The organism is Streptomyces verrucosisporus, assembly GCF_017114865.1.
GTDB classification, from domain to species: domain Bacteria; phylum Actinomycetota; class Actinomycetes; order Streptomycetales; family Streptomycetaceae; genus Streptomyces; species Streptomyces fenghuangensis.
In genome coordinates, this window is the sequence record NZ_JADEYH010000020.1 from 19,048 (window position 1) to 45,053 (window position 26,006).

The 26,006-nt window shown below is 73.5% G+C and carries 27 protein-coding genes and 1 riboswitch; of the genes, 6 read left to right on the forward strand and 21 right to left on the reverse strand.

All coding sequences use genetic code 11. The features are described 5' to 3' along the window. Window positions 1–69 precede the first annotated feature (69 nt). The 6 genes from IQ279_RS20155 to IQ279_RS20180 form a co-directional block, all read right to left on the reverse strand. On the reverse strand, window positions 70–270 hold the full coding sequence (locus IQ279_RS20155) for a hypothetical protein (protein WP_206350229.1): 201 nt from the start codon (window positions 268–270) through the stop codon (window positions 70–72). 73 nt (window positions 271–343) lie between these two features. Next, on the reverse strand, window positions 344–655 hold the full coding sequence (locus IQ279_RS20160) for a hypothetical protein (protein WP_206350230.1): 312 nt from the start codon (window positions 653–655) through the stop codon (window positions 344–346). Between the two features lie 11 nt (window positions 656–666). Next, window positions 667–828 (reverse strand): hypothetical protein, encoded by a 162-nt coding sequence (locus tag IQ279_RS20165; RefSeq protein ID WP_206350231.1) that lies wholly within the window; start codon window positions 826–828, stop codon window positions 667–669. A 170-nt stretch (window positions 829–998) separates the two neighbouring features. After that, the gene (locus IQ279_RS20170; protein ID WP_206350232.1) at window positions 999–1,787 is read right to left on the reverse strand and encodes a DUF3710 domain-containing protein; all 789 of its coding nucleotides are present in this window, start codon (window positions 1,785–1,787) and stop codon (window positions 999–1,001) included. A 1-nt stretch (window position 1,788) separates the two neighbouring features. Continuing rightward, window positions 1,789–2,349: a dUTP diphosphatase gene (gene dut / locus IQ279_RS20175; protein WP_237883939.1), complete on the reverse strand. Its 561-nt coding sequence runs from the start codon at window positions 2,347–2,349 to the stop codon at window positions 1,789–1,791. After that, window positions 2,346–2,930: a PaaI family thioesterase gene (locus IQ279_RS20180; RefSeq protein WP_206350234.1), complete on the reverse strand. Its 585-nt coding sequence runs from the start codon at window positions 2,928–2,930 to the stop codon at window positions 2,346–2,348. Before IQ279_RS20180 ends, dut begins: the two co-directional genes overlap by 4 nt. Window positions 2,931–2,988: 58 nt before the next feature. On the opposite strand from IQ279_RS20180, the gene IQ279_RS20185 reads away from it, so the two are divergent. Further along, window positions 2,989–3,444, forward strand: a complete 456-nt coding sequence (locus IQ279_RS20185; RefSeq protein ID WP_206350235.1) for a DUF3093 domain-containing protein — start codon at window positions 2,989–2,991, stop codon at window positions 3,442–3,444. Between the two features lie 58 nt (window positions 3,445–3,502). On the opposite strand, the gene IQ279_RS20190 is transcribed toward IQ279_RS20185, so the two are convergent. The 4 genes from IQ279_RS20190 to IQ279_RS20205 form a co-directional block, all read right to left on the reverse strand. Continuing rightward, window positions 3,503–4,345, reverse strand: coding sequence for an EcsC family protein (locus IQ279_RS20190; protein ID WP_241028434.1), 843 nt, complete (start codon window positions 4,343–4,345; stop codon window positions 3,503–3,505). A 14-nt stretch (window positions 4,346–4,359) separates the two neighbouring features. Then, entirely contained in the window at window positions 4,360–4,659 is a 300-nt protein-coding gene (locus tag IQ279_RS20195; RefSeq protein ID WP_093662716.1) for a DUF4193 domain-containing protein, read from the reverse strand. Between the two features lie 453 nt (window positions 4,660–5,112). Next, a complete protein-coding gene (locus tag IQ279_RS20200; RefSeq protein ID WP_206350236.1) occupies window positions 5,113–6,390 on the reverse strand; it encodes a sensor histidine kinase in 1,278 nt (425 codons plus the stop codon). Between the two features lie 7 nt (window positions 6,391–6,397). Beyond that, window positions 6,398–7,051: a response regulator transcription factor gene (locus tag IQ279_RS20205; protein ID WP_206350237.1), complete on the reverse strand. Its 654-nt coding sequence runs from the start codon at window positions 7,049–7,051 to the stop codon at window positions 6,398–6,400. A 384-nt stretch (window positions 7,052–7,435) separates the two neighbouring features. Between IQ279_RS20205 and IQ279_RS20210 the strand changes: the two genes are divergently transcribed. Next, on the forward strand, window positions 7,436–7,612 hold the full coding sequence (locus IQ279_RS20210) for a hypothetical protein (RefSeq protein ID WP_206350238.1): 177 nt from the start codon (window positions 7,436–7,438) through the stop codon (window positions 7,610–7,612). Window positions 7,613–7,714: 102 nt separating this feature from the next. Here IQ279_RS20210 and IQ279_RS20215 read toward each other — a convergent pair whose 3' ends face one another. Next, window positions 7,715–8,515, reverse strand: a complete 801-nt coding sequence (locus IQ279_RS20215) for an inositol monophosphatase family protein (RefSeq protein ID WP_206350313.1) — start codon at window positions 8,513–8,515, stop codon at window positions 7,715–7,717. Window positions 8,516–8,660: 145 nt separating this feature from the next. Further along, window positions 8,661–9,773 carry a ferrochelatase gene (locus IQ279_RS20220; protein WP_206350239.1) on the reverse strand — a complete coding sequence of 371 codons (1,113 nt, stop codon included), beginning with the start codon at window positions 9,771–9,773 and terminating at the stop codon, window positions 8,661–8,663. A gap of 143 nt (window positions 9,774–9,916) precedes the next feature. Between IQ279_RS20220 and IQ279_RS20225 the strand changes: the two genes are divergently transcribed. Both IQ279_RS20225 and sepH read left to right on the forward strand, forming a co-directional pair. Next, entirely contained in the window at window positions 9,917–11,260 is a 1,344-nt protein-coding gene (locus IQ279_RS20225; RefSeq protein ID WP_206350240.1) for a D-arabinono-1,4-lactone oxidase, read from the forward strand. A 445-nt stretch (window positions 11,261–11,705) separates the two neighbouring features. Continuing rightward, entirely contained in the window at window positions 11,706–12,767 is a 1,062-nt protein-coding gene (gene sepH / locus IQ279_RS20230; protein ID WP_206350241.1) for a septation protein SepH, read from the forward strand. 58 nt (window positions 12,768–12,825) lie between these two features. On the opposite strand, the gene IQ279_RS20235 is transcribed toward sepH, so the two are convergent. Next, window positions 12,826–13,701, reverse strand: a complete 876-nt coding sequence (locus tag IQ279_RS20235) for a sulfurtransferase (protein ID WP_206350243.1) — start codon at window positions 13,699–13,701, stop codon at window positions 12,826–12,828. Window positions 13,702–13,953: 252 nt separating this feature from the next. Here IQ279_RS20235 and IQ279_RS20240 point away from each other — a divergent pair, with 252 nt between their 5' ends. Continuing rightward, window positions 13,954–14,784 carry a VOC family protein gene (locus tag IQ279_RS20240; RefSeq protein WP_206350244.1) on the forward strand — a complete coding sequence of 277 codons (831 nt, stop codon included), beginning with the start codon at window positions 13,954–13,956 and terminating at the stop codon, window positions 14,782–14,784. Window positions 14,785–14,817: 33 nt separating this feature from the next. On the opposite strand, the gene IQ279_RS20245 is transcribed toward IQ279_RS20240, so the two are convergent. From IQ279_RS20245 to IQ279_RS20260, 4 genes are all read right to left on the reverse strand, one after another. Further along, on the reverse strand, window positions 14,818–15,504 hold the full coding sequence (locus IQ279_RS20245) for a thymidine kinase (protein WP_206350245.1): 687 nt from the start codon (window positions 15,502–15,504) through the stop codon (window positions 14,818–14,820). A gap of 96 nt (window positions 15,505–15,600) precedes the next feature. After that, the gene (locus IQ279_RS20250; protein ID WP_206350246.1) at window positions 15,601–16,800 is read right to left on the reverse strand and encodes an alkaline phosphatase family protein; all 1,200 of its coding nucleotides are present in this window, start codon (window positions 16,798–16,800) and stop codon (window positions 15,601–15,603) included. Beyond that, window positions 16,800–17,393: a DUF5998 family protein gene (locus IQ279_RS20255; protein ID WP_093851244.1), complete on the reverse strand. Its 594-nt coding sequence runs from the start codon at window positions 17,391–17,393 to the stop codon at window positions 16,800–16,802. The genes IQ279_RS20250 and IQ279_RS20255 overlap by 1 nt, the downstream gene beginning before the upstream one ends. 28 nt (window positions 17,394–17,421) lie before the next feature. After that, a complete protein-coding gene (locus IQ279_RS20260) occupies window positions 17,422–20,238 on the reverse strand; it encodes a bifunctional acetate--CoA ligase family protein/GNAT family N-acetyltransferase (protein WP_206350247.1) in 2,817 nt (938 codons plus the stop codon). 196 nt (window positions 20,239–20,434) lie between these two features. On the opposite strand from IQ279_RS20260, the gene IQ279_RS20265 reads away from it, so the two are divergent. Next, a complete protein-coding gene (locus IQ279_RS20265; RefSeq protein ID WP_206350248.1) occupies window positions 20,435–20,716 on the forward strand; it encodes an HPr family phosphocarrier protein in 282 nt (93 codons plus the stop codon). Between the two features lie 209 nt (window positions 20,717–20,925). Here the strand turns inward: IQ279_RS20265 and IQ279_RS20270 are convergent, their stop codons facing one another. The 4 genes from IQ279_RS20270 to IQ279_RS20285 form a co-directional block, all read right to left on the reverse strand. After that, window positions 20,926–21,618, reverse strand: a complete 693-nt coding sequence (locus IQ279_RS20270; protein WP_206350249.1) for a GntR family transcriptional regulator — start codon at window positions 21,616–21,618, stop codon at window positions 20,926–20,928. A 207-nt stretch (window positions 21,619–21,825) separates the two neighbouring features. Then, window positions 21,826–22,698, reverse strand: coding sequence for a M23 family metallopeptidase (locus IQ279_RS20275; protein ID WP_206350251.1), 873 nt, complete (start codon window positions 22,696–22,698; stop codon window positions 21,826–21,828). Between the two features lie 13 nt (window positions 22,699–22,711). Then, a riboswitch (cyclic di-AMP (ydaO/yuaA leader) is annotated at window positions 22,712–22,885 on the reverse strand. Window positions 22,886–23,090: 205 nt separating this feature from the next. Continuing rightward, the gene (locus IQ279_RS20280; protein ID WP_206350315.1) at window positions 23,091–24,461 is read right to left on the reverse strand and encodes a M16 family metallopeptidase; all 1,371 of its coding nucleotides are present in this window, start codon (window positions 24,459–24,461) and stop codon (window positions 23,091–23,093) included. Window positions 24,462–24,490: 29 nt separating this feature from the next. Next, entirely contained in the window at window positions 24,491–25,885 is a 1,395-nt protein-coding gene (locus IQ279_RS20285) for a M16 family metallopeptidase (RefSeq protein WP_241028436.1), read from the reverse strand. Window positions 25,886–26,006: the final 121 nt, after the last annotated feature.

Genomic DNA, 26,006 nt, shown 5'->3' on the forward strand with positions numbered 1-26,006 from the left:
CGGCTCCGGACGGTGCCGAGCCTAGCGCCCCCGCGGGCCGCTGAAGCCGGGCGGAAACCCGCTAACCCGCTACTTCTCCCACGTGACGATGTCGGCCAGGTATCCGCTCGCCGTGCGCTGCTTCAGACGGACGAAGGCGGTTCTGCCCTCGTCCGTCCGCGCGCAGAAGGACGTCCCCTCCCCGCTCCACTCCCGGGAGCCGGTCTGGACGGCGAACCTGATGAGGTACTCGTCGCACTGTGCCCGGGGGGGCTGCGCTCCCCCTTCCACTCCGCGGTCGTCACCCTCGGGTCCACACCGCTCATCAATATGGTGGAGAACTCCGGGTCGACGTTGGGGGACGTCAGATAGTCCCCGGTGGCGTACCGCCCGGGGGGGCGGGATCCAGGTCGAAGTACTCCCCGATCAGCGCCTCCCCCGAGAAGCGGACGGCCCCGGGCGTCGCTCCGGAGCCGCTCCCGTCCTTCTTCCCGCCGAGGGACCCGGTCAGGCCGCCCGGCGCGTCCGCCTGCGCCTCCCCGGCGCTTCCCCCGCCGAGGACGTTGCGTCCGTTGTCGTTGCCGCAGATGGCCGAGTCGCTGCAACTGGTGCAGCCGGCCAGGAGCAGGCCGAGCGACAGCAGGCAGGAAGCGGCCGCGAGTCCGGTTCGCGGCACGGTCCGGGGTCTCACCCGCCCTGGCCGGGTACGCCGACCCGGTTGCCGTCGTTGCCGTCGCCGCAGACCGCTCCGCCGCTGCAGTTGTTGCTGCTGCCGCCGACGGTCTGCTGGACGGTGAAGATCCCCACGATCGTCAGAGCCACCGTTCCGACGACCCCGACGACGTACATCCATAACTTCCGGCGGTCAGCCCCGTCCATGGGCATGGCGCCCCCAGTTCCCCGTGAACTTTCGACGTGGGCTCATGGTGGCACACTCCCCGGCCGCCGGCAGGGGATCGCCGTACGGTCCGGCACGGCCCTGCCGCCGTGCGCGGCGGCAGGGTTCCGGCCGGACCGGGTCAGCGGACCTCGGTGATCTCCGGGCCGCGCTGGAGCTTGTCGATGCCGCCCGCGAAGCGGGAGCCCTCCTGGGCCTGCTCCTGCTGGACGCCGTCGGGCACCATCTGCGCGTCGTCGGGGAGCTTGAGGACGATCGGGTCGCGGGGCGCCATCGGGGAGTCCCCGCGCACCACGACCGTGTCGCGGAAGATCTGCTCCAGCAGCCCGGCGGCCTGCGGCTGCACCGCGCCCTGACCGGAGATGACACCGCGCAGGAACCAGCGGGGGCCGTCCACGCCGATGAAGCGCACGACCTGCATGCCGCTGTTGCCGTCGGGCAGCCTGACCGGCACCTGCGCGCGCAGCTCCCAGCCCAGGGGGCCCTCGGCCTCGTCGATGATCCCGCCCTTCTGGGTGATGCCCGAGGCGATCTCCTCGCGCACCTCGTCCCAGATGCCCTCGCGTTTGGGGGCGGCGAACGCCTGGAGCTGAACGGCGCTGTCCTTCAGGACGATCGTGGCGGCGACGATGGCGTCACCGGCGACCTCCACCCGCAGCTCCATGCCCGGCACCCCGGGCACGAACATGCCGCCCAGGTCGACCCGGCCCTCGGCCGGGGCGTGCAGCTCGCTCACGTCCCAGGGGCCGTCCGGCCGGGGGGCCGGGGGAAGCTTGACCCGGGTCTGCTCGCCATCGGTGCCGTCGGCGGACCCGTCCGACGCGTCGGCGCCCTCGTCGGATCGTTCCGTCTCGAACTCGTCCGAGGCGCCCTCGGGCCCTACCTGCTTCTTGCGACGACGTCCGAACACGTCACTGTCCCTTCAGGTCGGCAGCCTCGTCGGCCGCGACCGCAGCGTAATGGTTGTGCTGTGCAGCGTGGTCCTGTGCGGTGCCGTCCTGTGCGGCGTGGCCGCCCGTGGAGCCGAAGCCCCCCGCCGCTCGCGCCGATCCCGGCAGTTCCTCCACCTCGTGGAAGCGCACCTTCTCGACTTGCTGGACGACGAGCTGGGCGATGCGGTCGAAGCGCTCGAACCGCACGCTCTCGCGCGGATCCAGGTTGGCCACGATCACCCTGATCTCCCCACGGTACCCGGCGTCCACGGTTCCGGGGGCATTCACGAGGCAGACCCCGCAGCGGGCCGCCAGACCGGAGCGCGGATGCACGAAGGCGGCGTACCCGTCGGGCAGTGCGATGGAAACCCCCGTGGGCAGAACGGCCCTCTCGCCCGGGGCCAGTTCGGCCGCCTCGGTGGTGACCAGGTCACAGCCCGCGTCGCCGGGGTGGGCATAGGCGGGCAGCGGCACCTCGGGGTCGAGACGGCGGATCAGCACCTCGACGGGCTCGCGACCGGGCAGGCCGGCGCCGCTCACGGGTTCACCTCGAAGGCGCGGGCCCGGCGGACGGTGTCGGGGTCGGCCATCGCGGCGTCGATCTCGTCCTTGCGGCCGTGGTCGACGAAGTGCTCGACCTTGACCTCGATGAAGAGGGCGTCGGCGCGCACCGCGAGCGGGCCGGCCGGGCCGCCGATGCGTCCGGTGGCGGTGCAGTAGATCTTGCGTCCGTGCCGGGCGGTCACCCGTGCCGTCAGGTGCAGCACGGAGTCCACGGGGACGGGCTGGAGGAAGTCGGTCTCCAGGCGCCCGGTGACCGAGATGGTGTGCATCAGCCAGTTCAGGGAGCCCAGGATCTCGTCCATGGCGGTGGACAGCAGTCCGCCGTGGGCGAGGCCGGGGGCGCCCTGGTGCTCGGGGCGGACGGTGAACTCGGCGGTGACGCTGACCCCCTCGCCCGCCCGGGCGTCGATGTGCAGCCCGTGGGGCTGCTCGGTGCCGCAGCCGAAGCACTGCGCGTAGTGGGCTCCCAGCGGCTGTCCGGGGGCGGGGGCGTCGGGGTGACGCACGGGGGGGACGGCGTCGTCCGGCGGGGTCAGGGATGTCTTGGTGGCACTCACGGATGCTGACCTTACCGCCGGGTCAGTGAGCCGGTCGCGGGCGTGCCAAGCTGGGGACATGCTTCCTCCCGGCGTGCTGTACGACGAGCGGCTGACCGCACCCCGCCCATGGTGGCTGATCGCCGCCCTGTCCGGGATCTCCCTGGGCCTGATCCTGTTCCCCCTGGGCCCGATGCCCCTGCTGGGCGGTCTGGTGGTGGGTACGGCGCTGGGCGCGGTCGCGGTGAGCGCCTACGGCTCGGCCCGTATCCGCGTGGTCGCGGACTCGCTGGTCGCGGGGGACGCCCGGGTGCCGGTCTCCGCGCTGGGCGAGGCGCACGTCCTGGACGAGGAGGAGGCCCGCGCCTGGCGCACCCACCGTGCCGACCCGCGCGCCTACATGCTGCTGCGCGGCTATGTGCCCACGGCGCTGCGCGTGGAGGTCACCGACCCCGCGGATCCGACACCGTACCTGTACCTGTCCACGCGGCGCCCTCGGGCGCTGGCCGGCGCGCTGGAGGCCGCGCGCCGGTAGTGCGGCCGGCGGCGGGCCCGCCGGGCGGACGCAGCGGGCCGAGGGGAGTCCCCGGGCCTCAGCCGTCCTCTTCCGGGGCGCGCCGGAGCTGCGAGGGGATGACCTTCCCCGGGCGGTCCTCCAGGGGGATCGCGTCCCAGGGGATCCGCCGTTGCCTCAGGTCGCCGCGGATCCTCTCCGCCAGCTTCCTGGTGTCGCGCCGGTTCATCAGGGCGCCCACCGCCGCGCCGATCATGAACGGCGTGAGGTTGGGGAGGTTGCGCATGGTGCGCTTGAGGAGAGTCTGGCGCAGCCGGCTTCTCATGTGACTGCCGAAGGCCGCGCCGAACGTCGCGGGCGCGGCCAGTTCTATCCCGCGCTCCTGGGTCCACTCGGCGAGGTAGGCGGCGGCTCGCTCCCGGGCGTTGCCGGGCGGGCGCAGCCCGTAGACCTCGTGGAGTTCGGCGATGAGTTTGAGCTCCACCGCGGCCACCCCGACGACCTCGGCGGCCAGCTCGGCGGGCATCGCCGGCGGTACGGGCAGCATCGCCGAGGCGCCCACTCCGGCGCCGACTGTCGCGCTGCCCTTCACGGCGCCCGATATCAGCCGGTCGGCCATCTCCTCGGGCCCCAGGCCCGGGAACTGCCGGCGGAGCGTGTCCAGGTCCCTCACCGGGATCCTGGGGGCGAGATCGACGATGCGGTCGGCCACCACGCCCAGGAACGCCCTGACGGTGCCGCGCTCGCGCGGCTCCCGTGCGCCGCCCCCGTCCGGTCTGCCCGCGCCGTCCGCGCCGGCCCGGCGGCGCGGACGAAGGCGCCGCAGCCCGCGGCCGGGGGCGGCTGCGGGCGCGGGTACGGGCGCGAGCGAGGCCTCCCCGTCCTGGCCCCGCTCGACGTCACGTGCTTCCTCGGCCGTCATCAGCCGGCCCCGGCTCAGGCCGCGCAGTCGCGGCAGATGGGGTGGCCGTTCTTCTCCGCCGCCAACTGCGAGCGGTGGTGGACCAGGAAGCAGCTCATGCAGGTGAACTCGTCGGCCTGGCGGGGCAGCACCCGCACGGACAGCTCCTCGTTGGAGAGGTCCGCTCCGGGCAGCTCCAGGCCCTCGGCCTGCTCGAACTCGTCGACGTCGACGGTCGAGGCGGACTTGTCGTTCCGCCGGGCCTTCAGTTCCTCGATGCTGTCCTCGTTGACGTCGTCATCGGTCTTGCGTGGAGTGTCGTAATCGGTCGCCATGTCGCTCTCCCCCTCTGGGTGTCTGTGGTGTCTCCAGCGCACGTAACGCGCGAGAGGCCGGACTTGTGCCCGACCTGAGGCGGAGATTTTGCCTCACTTCAAGCCCTGTTACTCAATCGACACCCAACCGCGCCCCTGATGGGGTGACCGAGTCGGCCGTCGACCGAGGGCCCGGGACGGCCCTCGTGTCCACTTTGCGCGCACCGCCTCCCCTCTTTTCCACGATCACGACCTGCGAAAACATGGATTTTCCGGCATTTTTCGGAAGGCCCTGAGGGGCTGCACGCGTGTGACCGAAAAATCGCGTGTGTGATCGATCACAGCCGGTTCGAACCATGGAGGAATTCCCGGATTTCGCCTCATAACGCCGGGCGCGGCGAGGTTATTCCATGATCGCCTTTCGTCCCGTCCGGCCCCGTCCCCGGCCCCGTTCCGCACCGCGTCCGCGGGACGTCAGACGGGGAGCGTGACCCGCACCACCAGTCCGCCCTCCTCGCGCGGCCTGGCCGTGACCGCCCCGCCGTGGGCCCGCACCACCGACCGCACGATCGACAGCCCCAGGCCGACCCCCTTGTCGCTGCCGGTGCGCTCGGTACGCAGCCTGCGGAAGGGCTCGAAGAGGTTGTCCACCTCGTACGCCGGGACCACCGGGCCGGTGTTCTCCACCACCAGCACCGCCTGCCCCGGCTGGGCCCGGGTGTCCACCGACACCCAGCCCTCGCCGGGCACGTTGTAGCGCACGGCGTTCTGCACCAGATTGAGCGCCACCCGCTCCAGCAGCACCCCGCTGCCCTGCACATACGCGGGCCGGCGCACACCCCGCAGCTCCACGCTCCCCTCCTGGGCCTCCCCGCGCACCTGCTCCACGGCCTGGGAGGCGACCTCGGCCAGGTCCACGGACTTGCGGTCAACGATCTCGTTCTCGCTGCGGGCGAGCAGCAGCAGGCCCTCCACCAGCTGCTCGCTGCGCTCGTTCGTGGCCAGCAGCGTCTTGCCGAGCTGGACCAGCTCCGGGGAGGCGCCGGGATCGGAGAGCTGGACCTCCAGCAGGGTGCGGTTGATGGCCAGCGGGGTGCGCAGCTCGTGCGAGGCGTTGGCGACGAACCGCTGCTGGGCGGTGAAGGCCCGGTCCAGCCGGTCCAGCATCTGGTCGAAGGTGTCGGCCAGCTCCTTGAGCTCGTCGTCCGGTCCGTCCAGCTCGATGCGGCGGTGCAGGTCGGAACCGGCGACCCGCTGGGCGGTGCGCGTGATGCGCTCCAGCGGCGAGAGCACCCGGCCGGCCATGACGTAGCCGAAGGCGAAGGCGGCCACGGCCAGCCCCAGCAGGGCCATCAGGGACCGGTTGAGCAGGGCCTCCAGGGCCACCTGCCGCTGGTTCTCCATGCACTGCTGGACGGCGGCGGTCAGCTCCTGGGGGGTCAGCTCCCCGCCGTCCGCCCGGCTGGGCAGACTGCAGACGGCGTCGGTGGTCTGATCCCGCACACCGATGATCTGGAAGGGCAGATGGCTGCCGTCCTTCAGGGCCTGGGCCGCCAGCAGGTAGATGATCGCCAGCAGCACCATCCCGGCGATCAGGAACATCCCGCCGTACAGCAGGGTCAGGCGTATGCGGATGGTGGGCCGCAGCCAGGGATGGGAGCGGCCCGGCTGGAAGGGGTCCCAGGTGGGCTTGGGCGGGGCCGCCGGGGGCTGGGGAGGGGGGCCGGGGGTACCGGGCGTGCTGGGTGTCATGAGGGGCTCATATGCGGTATCCGGAGCCGGGCACGGTGACGATCACCGGCGGCTCGCCGAGCTTGCGGCGCAGGGTCATCACGGTGACCCGTACGACGTTGGTGAACGGGTCGGTGTTCTCGTCCCAGGCCTTCTCCAGGAGCTGCTCGGCGGAGACCACCGATCCCTCGCCCCGCATGAGCACCTCCAGCACCGCGAACTCCTTGGGGGCCAGCTGCACCTGCCGGCCGTCGCGGAAGACCTCGCGGCGGTTGGGGTCCAGCCGGATCCCGGCGCGCTCCAGCACCGGCGGCAGGGGCGCGGTGCTGCGGCGGCCGAGCGCCCGCACCCGGGCGGTCAGCTCGCTGAAGGCGAAGGGTTTGGGCAGGTAGTCGTCCGCGCCCAGCTCCAGGCCCTCCACCCGGTCGCTGACGTCACCGGAGGCGGTGAGCATCAGCACCCGGGTCGGCAGGCCCAGCCGGATGATCTCGCGGCACACGTCGTCGCCGTGGACCAGCGGCAGGTCGCGGTCGAGCACCACCACGTCGTAGTCGTTGACCCCGACGCGCTCGAGGGCCGCGGCACCGTCGTAGATTACGTCGACGGCCATGGCCTCCCGGCGCAGTCCGGTGGCCACGGCATCGGCGAGCAGCCGCTCGTCCTCGACGACGAGTACGCGCACGGGCGGTGTCCTTCCTTCGGTCCTCGGGGCTTCGCCGGGCGGGAACCGTCCCGGCCGTTCCGGGACGGCGCGGGGCGGCACGGAGCGGGGCGGGGGTGCGTCCCGTCCTGCTCCGTCATGTCCATCGTGCCCGCGACCTCAGTAAACGGGCCGTAAGGGACCTCCGTCGCAGCCGTTCACCTAATTTTCGTCCTTCTTGAGGTTTCTCTGAGGTTTGAGATGGGGAGGACGGCATTACACCCGCGATCACGCCCTGTAGACGGCATGTCACGACCCCTCTTCCCAGCCCCGGGAGAGCCGTCGGCCGACCGCTCGGGGTACACACCGTGATCGCCCCACCCCCGGCACACCCCGTGCCGACGACCCACGACGAGGGGGCGCACCATGGACGCGTTCACCGCAGGCATTCTGCAGCGCATACGGACCACGGAGTCCGACCTGATCCGCGCTCGTGAGTCGGGCGACGACTTCCTGGTGGACGTCGAGCAGGCCGAGCTCGAGGATCTGCGCCGTCTGGCCGCCGAGTACGGAGTGGAGGTCGGCGCCACCACCAGCGCCTGACCGGCAGTGCACGGCGGCGCCCCGGGAGGTTCCTCCTCCCGGGGCGCCGCCGTGCGGGGGTGCGGGAGGGGCCGGTGTCCCTCGCTCCCGGACCGGCGCCGTTCAGTCGTGCCAGGCGCCCAGTTCCTCCAGCAGCGGCTGGAGGGCGCCGAAGACCCCGGGCGAGGCGGCCACCGTCAGTTCGCCCGTCGCCGGGGAGCCGGGCCGCCCGCCGGTGAGGGCGCCCGCCTCGCGGGCGACCAGATCGCCCGCGGCGAAGTCCCAGGGGTGCAGCCCGCGCTCGTAGAAGCCGTCCAGCCGCCCGCCGCCCACATCGCACAGGTCGATGGCGGCCGAGCCGGAGCGGCGGATGTCGCGGACCTTCGGCAGCAGGCGGCGGACCACCTCGGCCTGGGCCCCGCGGCGCTCGGCGACGTAGTTGAAGCCGGTGCCGATCAGCGCCTGCTCCAGCGGTGGCGAGGGGCGGCAGCGCACACGCCTCCCGTTCAGCCAGGCGCCCCCGCCCAGCACCGCGTGGTACGTCTCACCGCGCGGCGGTACGTGGACCACGCCGACGACCGTCTCGCCCCGGTGCTCGGCGGCGATCGAGACGGCCCAGGCAGGCTGTCCGTAGAGGTAGTTCACTGTGCCGTCGATCGGGTCGATCACCCAGCGCACTCCGCTGCCTCCCTCGCTGGAGGCCCCCTCCTCCCCCAGGAAGCCGTCCTCGGGACGGTGGTCGGCCAGGAAGCCGGTGATCAGCTTCTCGGAGGCCAGGTCCATCTCGGTGACGACGTCGACGGGGCTGCTCTTGGTCGCGGCCACCCCCAGGTCGTCGGGGCGCCCCTCACTCAGCAGCGCGCCCGCCCGGCGGGCGGCCTCCAGCGCGAGGCCCAGAAGCTCCCTGTGGAGCGGGTCCGCCACGGCGGCGGTCGCACGGTCGGTCTCCGCTCCGGTTCCGGCAGGGCTGCCGGCGGCGGGCCCGGCGGAGCTTGCGGCGTCGGTCACGGCTCTCCTAAGCGGTGTGGTGCGGGCATCGGACGGGGGTCGTACGAGCGCCGGGACGGCGTCAGGCGTACGGGCTGTCGGCGCCCGCGGCGGCGGGCTTGGGCGTACGCGCCGGGCAGCAGCCCACCGGGCACACGTCGTGGCTGGGCCCCAGCGCGCCCAGCGCGCAGCGCTCGGGGTGCTCGCCGCGCTCGGCGGCGGCGCGCTCGGTCACCAGGTCGCGCACGGCCGCGGCGAAGCGCGGGTCGGCGCCGACGGTGGCCGACCGCACCGCCGGCAGGCCCAGCTCCTCGGCCTTGGCCATCGCCTCGGTGTCGAGGTCGTACAGGACCTCCATGTGGTCCGAGACGAAACCGATGGGGACCATCACCGCGGCCGGCGCGCCCTGCCCGTGCAGCGTCTCCAGGTGGTCGCAGACGTCCGGCTCCAGCCAGGGGATGTGGGGGGCGCCGCTGCGGGACTGGTAGACCAGTTCCCAGGGCCTGTCCACCCCGGTCTCCTCGCGCACGGCGGCGGCGATCACCCGCGCCGCGTCCAGGTGCTGGGCGACGTACGCGCCGCCGTCGGGCCCGGAGGTCTCGGACTGGGACAGGGGGATGGAGTGGGTGGTGAAGACCAGGTGCGCCCCCGCCCGGACGTCCCCGGGCAGCTCGGCGAGGGCGGCCAGCACCCCGTCCGTCATGGGGCGGACGAAGCCGGGGTGGTTGAAGTAGTGCCGCAGCTTGTCCACCCGCGGCACCCGCAGTCCCTCGGCCTCCAGGGTGGCCAGGGCCTCGGCGAGGTTCTCCCGGTACTGGCGGCAGCCGGAGTACGAGGCGTACGCGCTGGTGGCCAGCACCAGGATCCGGCGGCGGCCGTCGGCCACCATCTCGCGCAGGGTGTCGGTCAGGTACGGCGCCCAGTTCCGGTTGCCCCAGTAGACGGGCAGGTCCAGCCCGTTCGCGGCGAAGTCCTCGCGCAGGGCGGCGAGCAGTTCGCGGTTCTGGGCGTTGATCGGGCTGACCCCGCCGAACAGGTAGTAGTGCTGCCCGACCTCCTCCAGCCGCTCCTTCGGAATGCCTCTTCCGCGGGTGACGTTCTCCAGGAACGGCACCACGTCGTCGGGCCCCTCCGGTCCTCCGAAGGACAGCAGCAGCAGGGCGTCGTAGGGGCGGGCGTCAGTTGCGTCGGACATGTCTCGATCCTGCCATCCGGCTCCGGAGCCCACCGCGCGGACCCGCGGGGGTCCGGGAGAGGCCCCGCGTGAGTATGATCCCCCTCCGACCGGCGGGGGCCACCGTCCGCGCGGTACGCCAGCCATGGGGAGGGCCGTCAGCGATGACCACGCACACAGCACGGCGCACGGGGCGGCCCGCGCCGCCGACGTGGCGCAACTGGGCGGGCAACGTCACCGCCCGCCCGCTGCGGACCTCGGCTCCCTCCACCACCGAGGCGCTCGCCGAGGTGGTGCGCCGCGCCGCCGAGGACGGGCTGACGGTCAAGGCCGCCGGCACCGGGCACTCGTTCACACCCGTGGCCGCCACCGAGGGGGTGCTGATACGCCCCGACCGCCTCACCGGCGTCCGCCGGATCGACCGTGAGGCCATGACGGTGACGGTGGCCGCCGGGACGCCTCTGAAGCGGCTCAACGAGGCGCTGGCGGCCGAGGGGCTGTCCCTGGCCAACATGGGCGACATCATGGAGCAGACCGTCTCCGGCGCGGTCGGCACCGGCACCCACGGCACCGGCCGCGACTCCGGCTCGCTCGCCGCCCAGATCCGCGCCCTGGAGATGGTCCTGGCCGACGGATCGGTCCTGCGGTGCTCGGGGGGTGAGGGAGGTGAGAACGGGGATGTCTTCGCGGCTGCCCGCATCGGCCTGGGGGCGCTGGGGGTGATCACCGAGATCACCTTCGCCGTGGAGCCGCTGTTCCTGCTGACCGCGCGCGAGGAGCCCATGCGCCTGGATGCGGTGCTGGAGGACTTCGACCATCTGGTGCGCGCCAACGAGCACTTCGAGTTCTACTGGTTCCCGCACACCGACCGCTGCGTCACCAAGCGCAACAACCGCGGCGACGGCCCGGCCGACCCGCTGCCGCGCCTGGGCGGCTGGCTGGAGGACGAGCTGCTGTCCAACGGTGTCTTCCAGGCCGCCTGTTCGGTGGGCCGGGCCTTCCCCGCCGCCGTTCCCGGTATCGCGCGGATCGCCGGCCGCGCCCTGTCCGCCCGCACCTACACCGACATCCCCTACAAGGTGTTCACATCCCCGCGCCGGGTCCGTTTCGTGGAGATGGAGTACGCCCTGCCGCGGGAGGCCGCGGTGGAGGCGCTGCGCGAACTGCGTGCGGTGGTCGACCGTTCGGGACTGCGGGTGAACTTTCCCGTCGAGGTGCGCGTCGCGCCCGCCGACGACATCACGCTGTCCACGGCCTCGGGCCGCGACACCGCCTACATCGCGGTGCACGTGTACCGGGGCACCCCGCACGAGCGGTACTTCACGGCCGCCGAGCAGATCATGGTCGCGCACGGCGGGCGTCCCCACTGGGGGAAGCTGCACAGCCGCGACGCCGGTTACCTGGCCGGGGTCTACCCGCGCTTCGCGGAGTTCACCGCGCTGCGCGACCGCCTCGATCCGGACCGGGTGTTCGGCAACGACCATCTGCGGCGGGTGCTGGGCGACTGAGCCGGGCGCCGGGCCACCGCCGTCAGCCCGCCGCCCCGCCCGTCCTCCTACCGGGCCGGGTCGCACGTATCTTCCTCTGTGCACCCCGCCAGGCGGTTTCCGGCCAAGATGGTGGCTCCGTTTCGGCGGATTCCGTGAAGATCCACACCTTCGATGCCGTCTTTTTGCGACCCGCGCGGTGTTCAACTCCCCCGCACTGTGAGAACTTGGGCGGCGTGCCGATCCAACGGTGTGGCCCCAATGGAGTAGTGTGGCGAGCCCTGACCCCGGCTCCGGTCAGCCGGTACCACGGACAGTCACCGATCCGGTCACTTTCCGTGGTCAACAGGCAACCGTGCCACAGTGGCGGATCAGGGCGCGGGCCCGACACGCCGGGCAGGTCGGCAAGGTTGTGGCAGGCTGCGCCCGGGCACGCCACACTCGTCCAACGGGAGCAGCGACGCACGTGACGTCGGCAGGCACCACCCGGGAGGTTCCCATGCCCGAACTGCGTGTCGTGGCCGTCAGCAACGACGGCACACGGCTGGTGCTCAAGGCTGCCGACAACACGGAGTACACACTCCCGATCGACGAGCGGCTGCGAGCCGCCGTCCGCAACGACCGCGCCAGGCTCGGCCAGATCGAGATCGAGGTCGAGAGCCATCTGCGCCCCCGCGACATCCAGGCCCGCATACGGGCCGGAGCCACCGCCGAGGAGGTCGCCCAGCTCGCCGGTATCCCCGTGGACCGCGTACGGCGGTTCGAGGGGCCGGTGCTCGCCGAGCGCGCGTTCATGGCCGAGCGGGCCCGCAAGACACCGGTGCGCCGCCCCGGCGAGAGCACCGGCCCGCAGCTCGGCGAGGCCGTGGCCGAGCGGCTGATGCTGCGCGGCGCCGACAAGGACACGGTGCAGTGGGACTCCTGGCGCCGGGACGACGGCACCTGGGAGGTGCTGCTCGTCTACCGGGTGGCCGGTGAGCCGCACTCGGCGAGCTGGACGTACGACCCGCCGCGGCGGCTGGTGCAGGCCGTGGACGACGAGGCACGGGCGCTGATCGGCGAGAGCGACGACACCCCCGAGCCGAGTTTTCCGTTCGTGCCGCGCATCGCGCGGCTGCCGCGCGACCGCTTCGACCGGACGGAGCGTTCCGACGCCTCCGAGTCCGAGCCCCCGGAGGCCCTCGGCCAGGACGGGGTCGGCGAGCGGGACTCGCTGACCAGTCTGCTGGAGGCGGTGCCCAGCTTCCGGGGCGATCTGGTGGTGCCGGAGCAGTCCTCCTCACCCGACGGCGCGCCGGAGGACGAGGCCGAGGAGCCGGAGGCGGTGGAGCCGCCCGCTCCCGCGGCGAGCGCGGGGGCGGCCTACGCCGATGTGCTCATGCCGCGCTCGGTGGCGGGCCACCGCGACCGGCTCACGGGCAACACCGACCGCCAGGCCGAGGCGGACGGCGTCCGTCCGGGCCGCCGCGCCGCGGTCCCCAGCTGGGACGAGATCGTCTTCGGCACGCGCCGCAAGAAGCAGGAGTAGGCCGAGGGGCGGCGGGGCCGGGCCCCGCCGCCCCTCGGCGTGTGCGCCGGTCCGCTCCTCAGCCCGGCTCGGGGCCCGTGGCCACCGGGCGGGAGGGGTCGGCGGACCACTGCGACCAGGAGCCCGGGTACAGCGCGGCGTCGATGCCCGCGACCGCCAGGGCCAGGACCTCGTGGGCCGCGGAGACCCCCGAACCGCAGTAGACGCCGACCTCGGTGTCCGCGTCGATGCCCAGCGCGGCGAAGCGGTCGGCCAGTTCGGCGGCGGGCCGGAAGGTCCCGGGGGTACTTCCGGAAGCTCCCCGGGAAACGCTTTCGGCGGTGTTCTCCGTGGTGGGCGCCGACACCGCGCCCGGGATGTGCCCGGCGACCCGGTCGATCGGCTCGACCTCGCCGCGGTAGCGCTCGCCCGAGCGGGCGTCGAGCAGCACCCCGGCGCGGGCCAGGGCCGCCGCGCCGTCGGCGTCGAGCACGGGAAGCGAGCCCGGCCGGGGCCTGAAGTCGCCCTCGGGCGGCCGCGGCACCTCCCCGGTCAGCGGGCCCTCCCAGGCCGCGAGACCGCCGTCCAGCACCCGTACGTCCTCGTGGCCGGCCCAGCGCAGCAGCCACCAGGCACGGGCCGCGGCCCATCCCCGGCCGCCGTCGTAGACCACCACCGGGTGCCCCTGGCGGACCCCGGCCCGGCGCATGGCCGCCCCGAACACCTCCGGATCCGGGAGCGGGTGACGGCCCGTCCCCTCCCCCACCGGGCCGGCCAGTTCGGTCTCCAGGTCGACGTACACGGCTCCGGGCAGGTGCGCCGCCTCGTAGTCGGACCGCCGGGAGGGGCCGGTCAGCTCCCAGCGGACATCGAGCAGTGTGGGCGGGGTATGCGGTGAGGAAGGCGAACCGGTGAGTTCGCGCACGAGTTGGGTAGGGGAGACGATGACTGCCATGGCCGTATCTTCGCGCGGCCGTTCCCGTATGTCCTCGCCACCGCCCGGCGCGGCCCGTTCGTGTCGGCGTGCGCACGGCGGGGACTCGGGGCGGGATGTCCGCCATCCTCCCCGAGGGCCGTCTCGTCCTGTTCCCGGACGGGCCGGCCCCGTGCGCGGCGTGGGCGCCGAATGAGACCATGGCCACCGACAGTGCACGGAAGATCACCGGACGACCGCATCGACGACGGTCCCGAGGAGAGAAGTGAACAGATGACCGAGGCAGTGGCACGACACGCTCCGGGCACCCCCTCCTGGCTGAGTCTGCTGGCCCACGACCCGGCGGCGAGCCAGGAGTTCTACCACGAGTTGTTCGGCTGGGACTACCGCCGGGGCCCGGGGCCGGGGTCGGCCGACCCGCACTTCCGCGCACTTCTCGACGGGAACGAGGTCGCGTGCATCGGCCAGATGCCGCGGGGACGGCAGTGCCTGCCCGCCTGGCTGCCGTATCTGTCCGCCGACGACGCCGACAAGGCCGCGGAGCTGGTCAGGCTGTGCGGCGGTACGGTCGGGGTGGGGCCGCTGGACATGGAGGGGACGATGCGCGTGGCGATCGCGGCGGACCCGGCCGGGGCCTCCTTCGGGATACGGCAGACGGACACCCGTCCCGGGGCCCGTATGGGCGGCGGGGCGGGCACGGTGGTGTGGAACGAGCTGATCACCCACCGGGCGTCGGCGGTCGAGAAGTTCTACCGGACGGTTTTCGGCCTGGAGGCCGAGCCCGCCGGGGAGTACCCGGGGGCGGGCGGCGGTGACGGCTCCGGCGGCGCGGACGCGGAGCCGGAGCGTCTCACCCTGACGGCGCACGGCCGGATCGTCGGCGGCGTCCACGGCGTCGGTGACGGACTGCCGCACGACCGCGGCTCGCACTGGCTGATGTACGTCGAGGTGGACGACACCGACGCGGCGGCGCGCCGGGTGACCGAGCTGGGCGGGCGCGTCCTGCTGCCGCCGCACGACACGCCGTACGGGCGGACGGCGCGGGTCGCCGACCGCGAGGGCGCCCCCTTCGCGGTGGTCCACACGGGCCGCCGGGGCTCGTGAGGGCCCTTGCGGGAAGCGCCCCGTGAGGGGCGCTCAGCCGCGGTGCAGGGCGGGGGCGTCAGCACCGTCCACGGGCAGTACGTCCGGGGACAGCGCCCCCGCCCGGGCCGCGGCCGCGGTGAGCCGGCGCCGGTGGTGGCGGCGGCACAGCACCTCGTAGCCGACGTCCTCCCCCGCGGCGCTCTGCGCGCCGGCGACGTCCCCGACGACGACCTGGGCGCCCTCGACGACCATCCGGCCGCCGGCCGTGCGGGCGTTGTGGGTGGCGCGGGCACCGCACCAGCACAGCGCCTCGACCTGGAGGGACTCGATCCGGTCGGCCAGCTCGATCAGCCGCTGCGAACCGGGGAAGAGCCTGGTGCGGAAGTCGGTGGTGATGCCGAAGGCGAAGACATCGATGCCCAGATCATCGACGACGCAGGCGAGTTGGTCGACCTGCCCGGGGTCGAGGAACTGCGCCTCGTCCGCGATCACGTAGTCGGTGCGCCCGCCGGAGGTCAGGTGCCGCACCAGATGGGCGTGGAAGTCGAAGCCCTCGCCCGCCTCCACCGCCTCGGTGACCAGACCGAGCCGTGAGGAGAGCCGTCCCTCCCCCGCCCGGTCGTTGCGGGTGAAGATCATCCCCGACAGTCCCCGCGCCGAGCGGTTGTGCTGGATCTGGAGCGCGAGGGTGCTCTTCCCGCAGTCCATCGTTCCGGCGAAGAAGACCAGTTCGGGCATGGGGAGGCGGAACCTTTCGGCGGTCGGCGGTCGGCGTGGGGGCGCGGGCAGTGCGCGCGGCTGCGGACGGATCCGGCGGGATACGGCGGCGCCGGGCTATTTGCGGACTTCCAGCAGGGGAACCAGTTGCTCGGCGGGCGTCATCGAGCCGTGCATACCGATCAGTTCGGACTCGTTGGGCTCGGTCTCGGTGGCGACGACGGCGGCCGTGTCGCTCATCGCGGCCACCACGTCGCCGATCCGGCCGCGCACCCGGTCGTCGATCTCCGGCCCGAACCAGCCCAGTTCGATCGCCTCGTCCCGGGTGGCCACCCACGCCCGGTCCGCCAGGACCTCGCGCCAGACGGCGTGGACGTCCCCTGCCGCGCCGGGCACGGCGTACAGATGGCGGGCCCGGCCCTCGCCCCCCAGCCGTGCGACGCCCGCGCGCAGCTCCCAGTCGTGGTCGAAGTCGTAGCGGGCGTCCGGGTCCTGCGGGATGTCCACCATGCCGTGGTCGGCGGTGATGTAGAGCGCGGAGCGCGGCGGAAGCTGCTCGGCCAGGCGCTGGGCGAGGCGGTCGACGTACATCAGCTGGCCGCGCCAGGCGTCGGAGTCCACGCCGTGGCGGTGGCCGCTGCCGTCGAGTTCGGCGTAGTACGTGTAGACCAGTGTGCGGCCGGCCGAGCCCAGCCGCTCGGCGGCCAGGTCCATGCGGTCCTCGGCCGACAGCCGCCCCAGGAAGGAGCCGCCCGACAGGGCGATCTTCGTGAGCGGAGTGTGCTCGAAGTGCGGGGCGGTGACCTGGCAGGTGGCGACGCCCGCGGCGTCGGCGAGCCGGAAGACGGTGGGGTACGGCTGCCACTGGTGCGGGTCGGTCCACGGGTGCCAGCGCAGCTGGTTCATCAGTTCGCCGGTGGCCGGGTCGAGCACGGTGTAGCCGGGCAATCCGTGGGCGCCGGGCACCTGGCCGGTGCCCACGGAGGCGAGCGAGGTGGCGGTGGTGGAGGGAAAGCCCGTGGTGAGGGGCTGCCCGGTACCACCGCGGGAAGTGGCCAGCAGGGAGGCCAGGAAGGGGGCCTCGCCGGGATGGGCGGCCAGCAGCTCCCAGCCCATGCCGTCCACCAGGAAGACGCACACCCGGTCGGCGGGCTCCAGTTCCAGGCCCGAGGAGAGTCCGGGCACGCCCTGCCCGGCGGCGACGGCGGGCAGCAGATCGGCCAGCGAGGCGTCACCGTAGCGCGGTACGGGGGCGGTACGCGGATCCAGGGGAGCCGGGTCGTGGGCGGCCGGACCGTACGGGAGGGGCTGGACCATCAGCGGGCGCCGGCGGTCGCCGCGGTGGCCTCGGACAGCGCCTGCGCGAAGGTGAGCGCCTGGCGGACGGTGTCCGGTCCGTCGCCCGCCTCGCTGACGCGCAGCGAGAGGTCGTCGGCGGTCAGGGATCCCGTGTAGCCGTGGTCGGCCTCGCAGTTGGGGTCGCCGCAGTTGGCGGGCTCCATGTCGAGGCGGGAGACGGCGCCCCAGCCGATGGTGAGGACGACCTCTCGCGGCAGGGTGCCGGGGGTGTACGACTCGGGGTTGGCGACGACGCGGCTGAGGACGACCGAGGAGATCCGCTCCAGCTTCACCGACTCGGTGGAGGTGGTGGCGTACGGCGAGGGGGAGGTGCCGTCGGCGGGCTGCTCGTCGGTGTGGCTGACGATGAACCGGGTGTCGGTGAGCACCAGCACCGTGACGTGGCGGCGGACCTCGTTGGAGTCGAAGGTCGTCTCCTGGTGGACCACGTACGAGGAGACGGGCTCGCCGCCCACGGCGGACTCGACCGCCTCGGCCACGAGAGCCGGGTAGTAGCCGCTGCGCTCGATGGCCGCGCGCAGCCCCTGGGTCGTCGTACCGGTCTTCGCCATGCCGCCCATCCTACGGGGACCGGGCGGGTCAGTACGCGGGCAGGCGGCGGGGGCCGAGGTCGGCCCAGGCGGGGTGGGCCGTGCCGAAGGGCGCGGGCGGCTCCGCGACGCGGACGGCCGCGTCCAGCACGGTCAGCCCGCGGGCGGCGACGACCACCGGTTCCAGTTCGACGGAGACGACCTCGGGATGCTCCTCGACCAGCCGGGAGACACGCAGCAGCAGCTCCTCCAGGGCACCGGTGTCCACCGGCTGGGCGCCGCGCCAGCCGAACAGCACGGGTGCGGAGCGGATGGAGCGGACCAGTCCGGCCGCGTCCCGGTCGGTGACGGGGACGAGCCGGTGGGCGACGTCGCCCAGCAGCTCCGAGGGCGGGCCTGCCAGCCCGAAGGAGAGCACCGCGCCGATGGCGGGGTCGACGGTGGCCTTCACCGCGGTGTCCACGCCGCGGGGCGCCATGGCCTGGATGACGGGCCGCAGCTCGGCGGGCTCACCCAGCTGTTCGGTCATCCTGGCGTAGGCGCGCCGCAGTCCGGCCTCGCTGCCGATGTCCAGTCGTACGCCCCCCAGGTCGGGGCGGTGGCGCAGATGGGGGGCGGTGGTCTTCAGCGCCACGGGGTAGCCCAGCCTCTTCGCGGCGGCGCGGGCCGCGCGGGCGTCGGGCGCGGGCAGGACGGGCTGCACCGACACGCCGTAGTGGCCCAGCAGTTCGGCCGTCTCCTCACCGCTCAGGGGGGTGCTGCGGAGCGTTCCGCGGTCCGGTTCGCGCACCCGGGTCAGCAGGGCGGCGGCGGACGCCTCGTCGATGTCGTCGTAATCGGGCGCCCGGCCGGGTCGGGCCGCCTCCCGCCGCCACTGCGCGTAGCGGACCGCCTCCGACAGGGCACCCACGGCGCGCTCGGGGGCGGGGTAGGCGGGCAGGCGGTGCTCGGCCAGGGCGGCGTCCAGGCCCTCGATGGCCAGATGGACCACGACCACCGGCTTGGCCGGGGCACTCACGGCCTCCGCGCCGCCGCGGTCACGGCTGCGGTCACCACCCTCACCGCCGCTCTCACCGCCGCCCTCGCGGCCGGCCGACTCGCGCAGTGCCCGGGACAGCGCCTCGGCCAGCAGGGCCGCGTCCCCCGCGCCGTGGCTGCCGTCCACCCAGGGGATGGCGGTGACCACGACGGCGTCGGTGGCCGGGTCGGCGAGAGTGGCGGCCAGGGCCCGCCGGAAGTCCTCGGGGCCGGCCTCGGTGGTCAGGTCGGTGACGGGCTGCGGGCGCAGGCCCCGGGCCAGGCAGGCGTCGTAGGTGAGCAGGCACAGCGACTCGGCGTTGCCCAGGATGCCCACCCGCGGGCCGTCGGGCAGCGGCTGGGTGGCCAGCAGCACGCCGGCGTCGACGAGTTCGGTGACGGTGTCGACGCGGATGACCCCGGCCTGCCGCAGTAGCGAGGAGACCGTGGCATCGGGGGTGCGGCCGGCCGGGACGGCGTGGCCGGGGGGCGGGGCACTGGCGTTGTGGCGGGCGCCCTTGACCACGACGATCGGCTTGCGGGCGGCGGTGCGCCGGGCCAGGCGGTTGAACTTCCTGGGGTTGCCGAAGGACTCCAGGTACATCAGGACGACGTCGGTGTCGGGGTCGTCGTCCCAGTACTGGAGCACGTCGTTGCCGGAGAGGTCGGCGCGGTTGCCGGCCGAGACGAAGGTGGAGATGCCGCCGGCCCCCCGGCCGCGGCGGTGGAGCCCTGCGAGCACGGCGATGCCGATGGCCCCGGACTGGGTGAACAGCCCGATGCGGCCGCGCTCGGGCGTCTCGGGCGACAGAGTGGCGTTGAGCCGGACGTCCGGGGCGGTGTTGATCAGCCCGAAGGCGTTGGGCCCGATGATCCGCATCCCGTACGAGCGGGCCTGCCGCACCAGCCCGCGCTGTGCGTCGCGGCCGAAGTCGGCGGAGAGGACGACCAGTCCCTGCACGCCCCGCTCCCCGCACTCGTCGACCACCCCGGGCACCTCCCGGGCGGGGACGGCGACGACGGCGAGATCGACGGGCTCGGGGACGTCGCGCACCGAGCGGTGGGCGGGAACCGAGTCGATCTCGGTGCGTCCCTCCTCCAGCGCGCGGTTGACGGCGTGGACGCGGCCGGTGAAACCGGCCGCGCGCAGGCTCTCCAGGACGGTGCGCCCGGCCCCGCCCGGGTTGCGGCTGGCGCCGATGACGGCGACCGCGCCGGGGGACAGCAACCGCTGCACGGACCGGGCCTCGGCGCGCTGCTCTCGGGCCCGCATGACCGCCAGGGACTGCTCGGTCGGTGTGATGCCGAAGGTGAGGTGGACCGCACCGTCCTCGAAGCTGCGCTTCTGGGAGTAGCCGGCGTCCGTGAAGACCTTGACCATCTTGGTGTTGGCGGGCAGGACCTCGGCGACGAAGCGGCGCACCCCGCGCTCGCGGGCGCAGGCGGCGATGTGCTCCAGCAGGGCGGAGCCGACCCCGCGGCCCTGGTGGTCGTCGCGGACGAGGAAGGCGACCTCGGCCTCGTCGGCGGGCAGGGAGGCGGGACGGCCGGTGGCGTCTATGCGGTCGTAGCGGACGGTGGCGATGAACTCGTCGCCGACGATGGCGGCCAGGCCGACCCGGTCGACGTAGTCGTGGTGGGTGAAGCGGCGTACGTCGCGGTCGGAGAGCCGGGGGTAGGGGGCGAAGAAGCGGTAGTACTTGGACTGGTCGGAGACCTGCTCGTAGAAGCTGACCAGGCGCTCGGCGTCGTCGGGCGTGATGGGGCGGACCCGGGCCGTACCTCCGTCGCGCAGTACCACGTCGGCTTCCCAGTGGGCGGGGTAGGCAGGCTCGCTCGGCGTCCGCATGGGGGTCAGCCTAGTCACCGCGGCCCGGATCGCGGAGGTGTCGGCTCCCGTTCCGGGGGACCCGCCTGTGCGAAGCTGGGCTGGTCCCCGGGCGCGCGGCCCGTTCCCGGCCGGCCCCGCACCGGTCCGCCCCTGTCCGGTCCGGCCTCGTCCGGCCGGTTCCGCTCCGATCCGTTTCGATCCGAAGGGCAACACCATGGCAGAGCGCCGTGTCACCGTCGGCTGGCCCGAGGGCCTTCACGCCCGCCCCGCCGCGGTCTTCGTCCGCGCCGCGACCGCCTCCGGCGTCCCCGTCACCGTGGCCAGGCCGGACGGCGAACCGGTCAACGCAGCCTCGATGCTCTCGGTGCTGGGGCTGGGCGTGGAGGGCGGCCAGGAGATCGTGCTGGCCTCCGCGGACGAGGATGCCGACACCGCCCTGGACCGGCTGGCGAAGCTGGTCTCCGAGGGACTGGACGAGCTGCCCGGAGCCGTCTGAGCCGCGCGGTCGGCGAGCCGGCCGCGGTCCGGGCCCGCGTACGGCACTGGACACGGACCCGGAACGGAACGCGACGGACGCCACCAGCGGAAAATCACCGGCAAAGGCTGCGGGGCGAGCGACCCCGCAGCCTTTTCACACCCGGAGCTTTCCCGGCGTGAATTCCCCGCGTATTCCCGTCCTGTGTACACAATTCCTGTTACGAATTGTCACACGGTGTGTTTACGGCGTGTTTCGCTCTCCTCACCGGGCTTTCCCGGCTGCCGTCGCGCGGCCACCGGGCGCTGCTCGCGGCGCACCGCGACGGAGCGTTCCACGTGCTCGCCGGCCAGGATGCGCGCCCGTTCCGCGTCACCGCGCGCGACGGCGTCCACGATGGCTCCGTGCTCACGCCACACGGCGACCGCGCGCAGCGGCGGCTCCGCGGCGTACACCCAGGTGATCTTGCGGCGCAGCTGGGTGAGCAGCGAGGCCAGGCTGGGGCTGCCCGACGCCCGGGCCAGCGTCTCGTGGTACCAGTCCTCCAGGGCCCTCAGCTCGGACAGCCGGCCGCTCTCCGCCCGCTGCAGCCCCAGGCGGACCAGCCCGCGCAGGACCCTCAGCTGCGCCTCGGTGCGGCGCCGGGCGGCCCGCGCGGTGCCCAGCGGCTCCAGCAGGGCGCGGATGTCGAGCAGGTCGGCGGCCTCCTGCTCGGTGGGCCGGGCGACGCAGGCGCCCGCGTGGCGGCGGGAGACGACGAACCCTTCCGACTCCAGGGTCCGCAGCGCCTCGCGCACCGGGACGCGTGAGACGCCGTACCGTCTGGCGAGGAGCTCCTCGGTGAGCCGGGCCCCGGGTGGGAAAACACCACGGACGATGTCGTCACGGACCGCGCTGCACACCATGTGCGCGGAAATACGCATGGGCCGACCTCCGCCGCCGTCTCCATATTCCCCGAAGTACCGCAGAGTCGAACTGTATTCCACCGGAACACGTTTTCCGATGCCCGCCGGAAAACAGGCGTGAAAACATCCGCCGCGCGACCTCGCGGGTCGCGCGGCGGATGCCGGTGTGTGGCGGATGCCGGTGTGTGGCGGGCGCGGCCGCCCGGTGCCCTGCGGGCTGGTCCGTCAGACGTCGACGCCCTTGCCGGCCAGGTAGGTGATCGGGTTGAAGTCCGAACCGTAGTGGGCGCCGTTGCGGGCCTCGAAGTGCAGGTGCGGGCCGGTGCTGTTGCCGGTGGAGCCGACCGCGCCGATGTGCTGGCCGCCGTCGACCTTCTGGCCCGCCGAGACCTCGGTGGCGGACAGGTGGGCGTACTGGGTGTACTTGCCGTCGTCGTGGCGGATGACGACCTGGTTGCCGTACGCGCCGCCCCAGCCGACCGTCACCACGGTGCCCGGGCCGACGGACCGCACCGGGGTGCCGGTGTTGGCGGGGAAGTCGATGCCGCTGTGCTTGCCGGAGGACCAGGAGGCGCCGGCCTGCTTGTAGGTGGTGGTGGTGTCCACACCCGCGACCGGGTCGACGTAGCCGGTGGCCGAACGGCGCTCGGCGGAGCGGTCGGCGCGCTCGTTCGCGCGCTCGGCCTCGGCGGCCTCACGCTTCTCGGCGGCGGCCTTCTCGGCCTCGCGCTTCTCGGCGGCCTCGCGCTCGGCGGCGGCCTTCTCGGCCTCCTCGGCCTTCTCCTCGGCGGCGTCGGCGACGCGCTGCTGGGCCTGGGCCTGGGCCCTGACGTCGTCGGCGATCGTGTCACCGACGGCCATGGCCTGGACGAAGCCCAGGGCGTAGGTCCCCGAGCCCCCCTCCGGAGCGGCGATCGCGGGGGTGGCGGCTGCGCCGACCACGCCGGTGACGGTCAGGGCGGCGGCTCCGGCCAGGCCCACGCGGGTGCGCACGGAGCGGCTGGAGAGGTGGTGCTTCTCGGTGAGGCTCTCGGTGAGCCCGGTGAGCTTTCCGGTCAGCTTCTCGGCGAGCTGCGCGGTGGCACGGGTGAACGCCATGGGTGGCGTGCTCCTTTCCTTCCTTCTCGCCTACCGGGTTAGCTGTCGGGTTCGGAGCAGGAAGGTCTCCTACGGGCGCACGGCCCGATTCACCCCAGGTGCCTCGGAAGAGGACCGCTCCCGCGTGTGAAGGGCGGGAGGGTGGGTCCCCGGCTCCCCCGCTCGGGGGACTCGGCGATCACTGCCGTCGGCCGCGGTCGCGGTCACTTCTGACGGCCAGCGGGATCGACGCTAAACGGACAAATTTGAGCGAGCAAGCAAAAAGCGGCTTTTGTAGGCCATGCCACATGAGCCACCCACCGGAACGGCCCAAAACCGGACATACGCAAGGCCCTTGGTGTGGCATCCCACCAAGGGCCTTACGCTGTGCGGCCGCCGCGAGGCGGCCGGGGTCACTGGTCCGTGACGACCGTCACCTCTCCGATGCCCAGGTCGCGCACCGTGTCGGCGATCTGTGACGCGTCTCCCACCAGCACCGTCACCAGACGGTCCACGGGGAAGGCCGCCACGGCCGCCGCCGTCGCCTCCACCGTGCCGGTCCCGGCGAGACGGGCGTACAGCTTCGCCTGGTAGTCGTCGGGGAGGTGCTGTTCCACCTGGTCGGCGAGGGTGCCGGCGACGGCCGCCGCCGTCTCGTAGCGCAGCGGGGCCACCCCCACCAGGTTCTGCACGGCCGTGTCGCGCTCGGCGTCGGTGAGACCCTCCTGCGCCAGGGTGCGCAGCACGCGCCACAGGTCCTCCAGAGCGGGACCCGTCACATCGGTGGCCACCGAGCCGTTGATCGCCAGCATCGAGGCGCCGGTGCCCTCGGGCGAGGAACGCAGAACCTGGGCGAAGGCCCGTACGCCGTAGGTGTAGCCCTTCTCCTCGCGCAGCACCCGGTCCAGGCGGGAGGTGAGCGTGCCGCCCAGGCAGTACGTGCCCAGCACCTGTGCGGGCCAGACCCGGTCGTGCCGGTCGGGGCCGATCCTGCCGATGAGCAGCTGGGTCTGCACCGCTCCGGGCCGGTCCACGACGATCACCCGGCCGGTGTCGTCCGCCGTGATCGGCGGGACCGGGCGGGGCCCGGCGGCCGCGCCCTTCCAGTCGCCGAGGGTCCCGGCCAGCGCCTTGTCCAGGTCCACCCCGGTGAAGTCGCCGACCACCACGGCCGTGGCCGTCGAGGGCCGCACATGCTCCGCGTAGAAGGCGCGCACCGCCTCGGCGTCGATGTTCCCGATGGTCTCCTCGGCTCCCTGGCGGGGACGCGAGAGCCGGGAGTCGGCCGGGAACAGCTCCTTCGACAGCGCGATGGCCGCCCGGCGGGCGGGATTGGCCAGCTCGTGCGGGATCTCGTCCAGGCGGTTGCGCACCAGCCGCTCGACCTCGCCCTCGGGGAAGGCGGGAGCGCGCAGCGCGTCGGCGAGCAGGCCCAGCGCCCTGGTCAGCCGGGAGGCCGGGACCTCGAGGGAGACCCGTACGCCGGGGTGGTCGGCGTGCGCGTCCAGGGTGGCGCCGCACCGCTCCAGCTCGGCGGCGAACTCCTCGGCGCTGTGCCGGTCGGTGCCCTCGCTCAGCGCCCGGGCCATGATCCCGGCCACGCCCTCCCGGTCACGGGGCTCGGTCTCCAGCGGCGCGACGAGGTTGACCTCGACGGCCACGACCTTCTGGCCGGGGCGGTGGCAGCGCAGCACGGTCAGCCCGTTGGGCAGCTCACCGCGCTCGGGGGCGGGGAACGCCCACGGCCTGGGCTCGCCGCCGCGGGGCTGGGGGTGGAACTCCATCGACATTCCGTTCTGGGCCGTGGTGTCGCTCACTGAGCGGCCTCCTGGTCGTGGGTGTCGGCGGCGGTGCCGGTCTCGGAGACGGTGGCGCCCTCGGAGACGTCGGCCGCGGTGTCGGGGGCGGTCTCCTGGGTGGGCTCGTAGATCAGCACCGCGCGGTTGTCGGGGCGCAGCCGGGCCGCGGCCACCTCGCGCACCTCTTCGGCGGTGACCTGGAGCACGCGCTCCACCGCGGTCAGGGCGAGCTGGGGGTCGCCGAACAGCACCGCGTAGCGGCACAGCTCGTCGGCGCGGCCGCCGACCGTGGCCAGCCGGTCCAGCCACTCGCGCTCCAGCAGCGCCTGGGCGCGCTCCATCTCCGCCGGGGTCGGCCCCTCCTGCGCGAAACGGGCCAGCTCCTCGTCGACCGCCCGCTCGATGTCGGCGATCTCGGCGTCGCCGGAGGCCTTCACGTCCAGCCATCCCATCGAGGGCGCCCCCGCCAGCCGCAGCATGCCGAAACCGGCGGTGACGGCGGTGCGGTCGCGGCGGACCAGACGGGTCTGCAGGCGGGAGGACTCGCCGCCGCCGAGCACCGTCAGCGCCAGGTCGGCGGCGTCCGCCTCACGGGTGCCGTCGTGCGGCAGCCGGTAGGCGGCCATCATCGCCCGGGAGGGCACCTCCTCGTGGAGGACCTGCTTGACCTCCTCGCCGATGACGTCCGGCAGGGAGCCGTCCCGCGGCGGCCGCTTGCCCTCGTGGGAGGGGATGGAGCCGAAGTACTTCTCGGCCCAGGCGAGCGTGCGCTCCGGGTCGATGTCGCCGACGACCGCCAGCACGGCGTTGTTCGGCGCGTAGTAGGTGCGGAAGAAGTCCCGCGCGTCCTCCAGGGAAGCGGCGTCCAGGTCGGCCATGGAGCCGATCGGGGTGTGGTGGTACGGGTGGCCCTCGGGGTAGACCATCGCCGTCAGCCTCTCGAACGCCGTGCCGTAGGGCACGTTGTCGTACCGCTGACGGCGCTCGTTCTTCACCACGTCGCGCTGGTTCTCCATGGACTCCTCGTCCAGGGCGGCCAGCAGCGACCCCATGCGGTCGGCCTCCAGCCACAGCGCCAGCTCCAGCTGGTGGGCGGGCATCGTCTCGAAGTAGTTGGTGCGCTCGAAGCTGGTGGTGCCGTTGAGCGAGCCGCCCGCCCCCTGCACCAGCTCGAAGTGACCGTTCCCCTTCACCTGGGCCGATCCCTGGAACATCAGGTGCTCGAAGAGGTGCGCCAGACCCGTGCGCCCGGCGACCTCGTGGCGCGACCCGACGTCGTACCAGAGGCAGACCGCGGCGACCGGCGTCTGATGGTCCTCGGAAAGCACCACGCGCAGGCCGTTGGCCAGCCGGTGCTCGGTCGCCGTCAGGCCGCCGGCGGTGGGCGGAGGGGAGGCCGTGTGAGCCATGGGCAGGGAGTCCCTTCGATCGCGATCGCGGACCGCGTTCTCACAACGCGTGTGTGGTCACTGTATGCAAGCGGCCGGACAAAGCGCGAAGTTCCCGTACGGTTCGGGGCGGGGACCGGAG

Excerpts from the sequence above, each read along its gene's own strand:
- IQ279_RS20165 (WP_206350231.1), bottom strand. The coding sequence starts at position 828 with ATGTACGTCGTCGGGGTCGTCGGAACGGTGGCTCTGACGATCGTGGGG.
- IQ279_RS20185 (WP_206350235.1), top strand. The coding sequence starts at position 2,989 with ATGCTTCCTCCCGGCGTGCTGTACGACGAGCGGCTGACCGCACCCCGC.
- IQ279_RS20190 (WP_241028434.1), bottom strand. The coding sequence starts at position 4,345 with ATGACGGCCGAGGAAGCACGTGACGTCGAGCGGGGCCAGGACGGGGAG.
- IQ279_RS20195 (WP_093662716.1), bottom strand. The coding sequence starts at position 4,659 with ATGGCGACCGATTACGACACTCCACGCAAGACCGATGACGACGTCAAC.
- IQ279_RS20200 (WP_206350236.1), bottom strand. The coding sequence starts at position 6,390 with ATGACACCCAGCACGCCCGGTACCCCCGGCCCCCCTCCCCAGCCCCCG.
- IQ279_RS20210 (WP_206350238.1), top strand. The coding sequence starts at position 7,436 with ATGGACGCGTTCACCGCAGGCATTCTGCAGCGCATACGGACCACGGAG.
- IQ279_RS20220 (WP_206350239.1), bottom strand. The coding sequence starts at position 9,773 with ATGTCCGACGCAACTGACGCCCGCCCCTACGACGCCCTGCTGCTGCTG.
- IQ279_RS20225 (WP_206350240.1), top strand. The coding sequence starts at position 9,917 with ATGACCACGCACACAGCACGGCGCACGGGGCGGCCCGCGCCGCCGACG.
- IQ279_RS20235 (WP_206350243.1), bottom strand. The coding sequence starts at position 13,701 with ATGGCAGTCATCGTCTCCCCTACCCAACTCGTGCGCGAACTCACCGGT.
- IQ279_RS20240 (WP_206350244.1), top strand. The coding sequence starts at position 13,954 with ATGACCGAGGCAGTGGCACGACACGCTCCGGGCACCCCCTCCTGGCTG.
- IQ279_RS20245 (WP_206350245.1), bottom strand. The coding sequence starts at position 15,504 with ATGCCCGAACTGGTCTTCTTCGCCGGAACGATGGACTGCGGGAAGAGC.
- IQ279_RS20250 (WP_206350246.1), bottom strand. The coding sequence starts at position 16,800 with ATGGTCCAGCCCCTCCCGTACGGTCCGGCCGCCCACGACCCGGCTCCC.
- IQ279_RS20255 (WP_093851244.1), bottom strand. The coding sequence starts at position 17,393 with ATGGCGAAGACCGGTACGACGACCCAGGGGCTGCGCGCGGCCATCGAG.
- IQ279_RS20260 (WP_206350247.1), bottom strand. The coding sequence starts at position 20,238 with ATGCGGACGCCGAGCGAGCCTGCCTACCCCGCCCACTGGGAAGCCGAC.
- IQ279_RS20265 (WP_206350248.1), top strand. The coding sequence starts at position 20,435 with ATGGCAGAGCGCCGTGTCACCGTCGGCTGGCCCGAGGGCCTTCACGCC.
- IQ279_RS20270 (WP_206350249.1), bottom strand. The coding sequence starts at position 21,618 with ATGCGTATTTCCGCGCACATGGTGTGCAGCGCGGTCCGTGACGACATC.
- IQ279_RS20275 (WP_206350251.1), bottom strand. The coding sequence starts at position 22,698 with ATGGCGTTCACCCGTGCCACCGCGCAGCTCGCCGAGAAGCTGACCGGA.
- IQ279_RS20280 (WP_206350315.1), bottom strand. The coding sequence starts at position 24,461 with ATGGAGTTCCACCCCCAGCCCCGCGGCGGCGAGCCCAGGCCGTGGGCG.
- IQ279_RS20285 (WP_241028436.1), bottom strand. The coding sequence starts at position 25,885 with ATGGCTCACACGGCCTCCCCTCCGCCCACCGCCGGCGGCCTGACGGCG.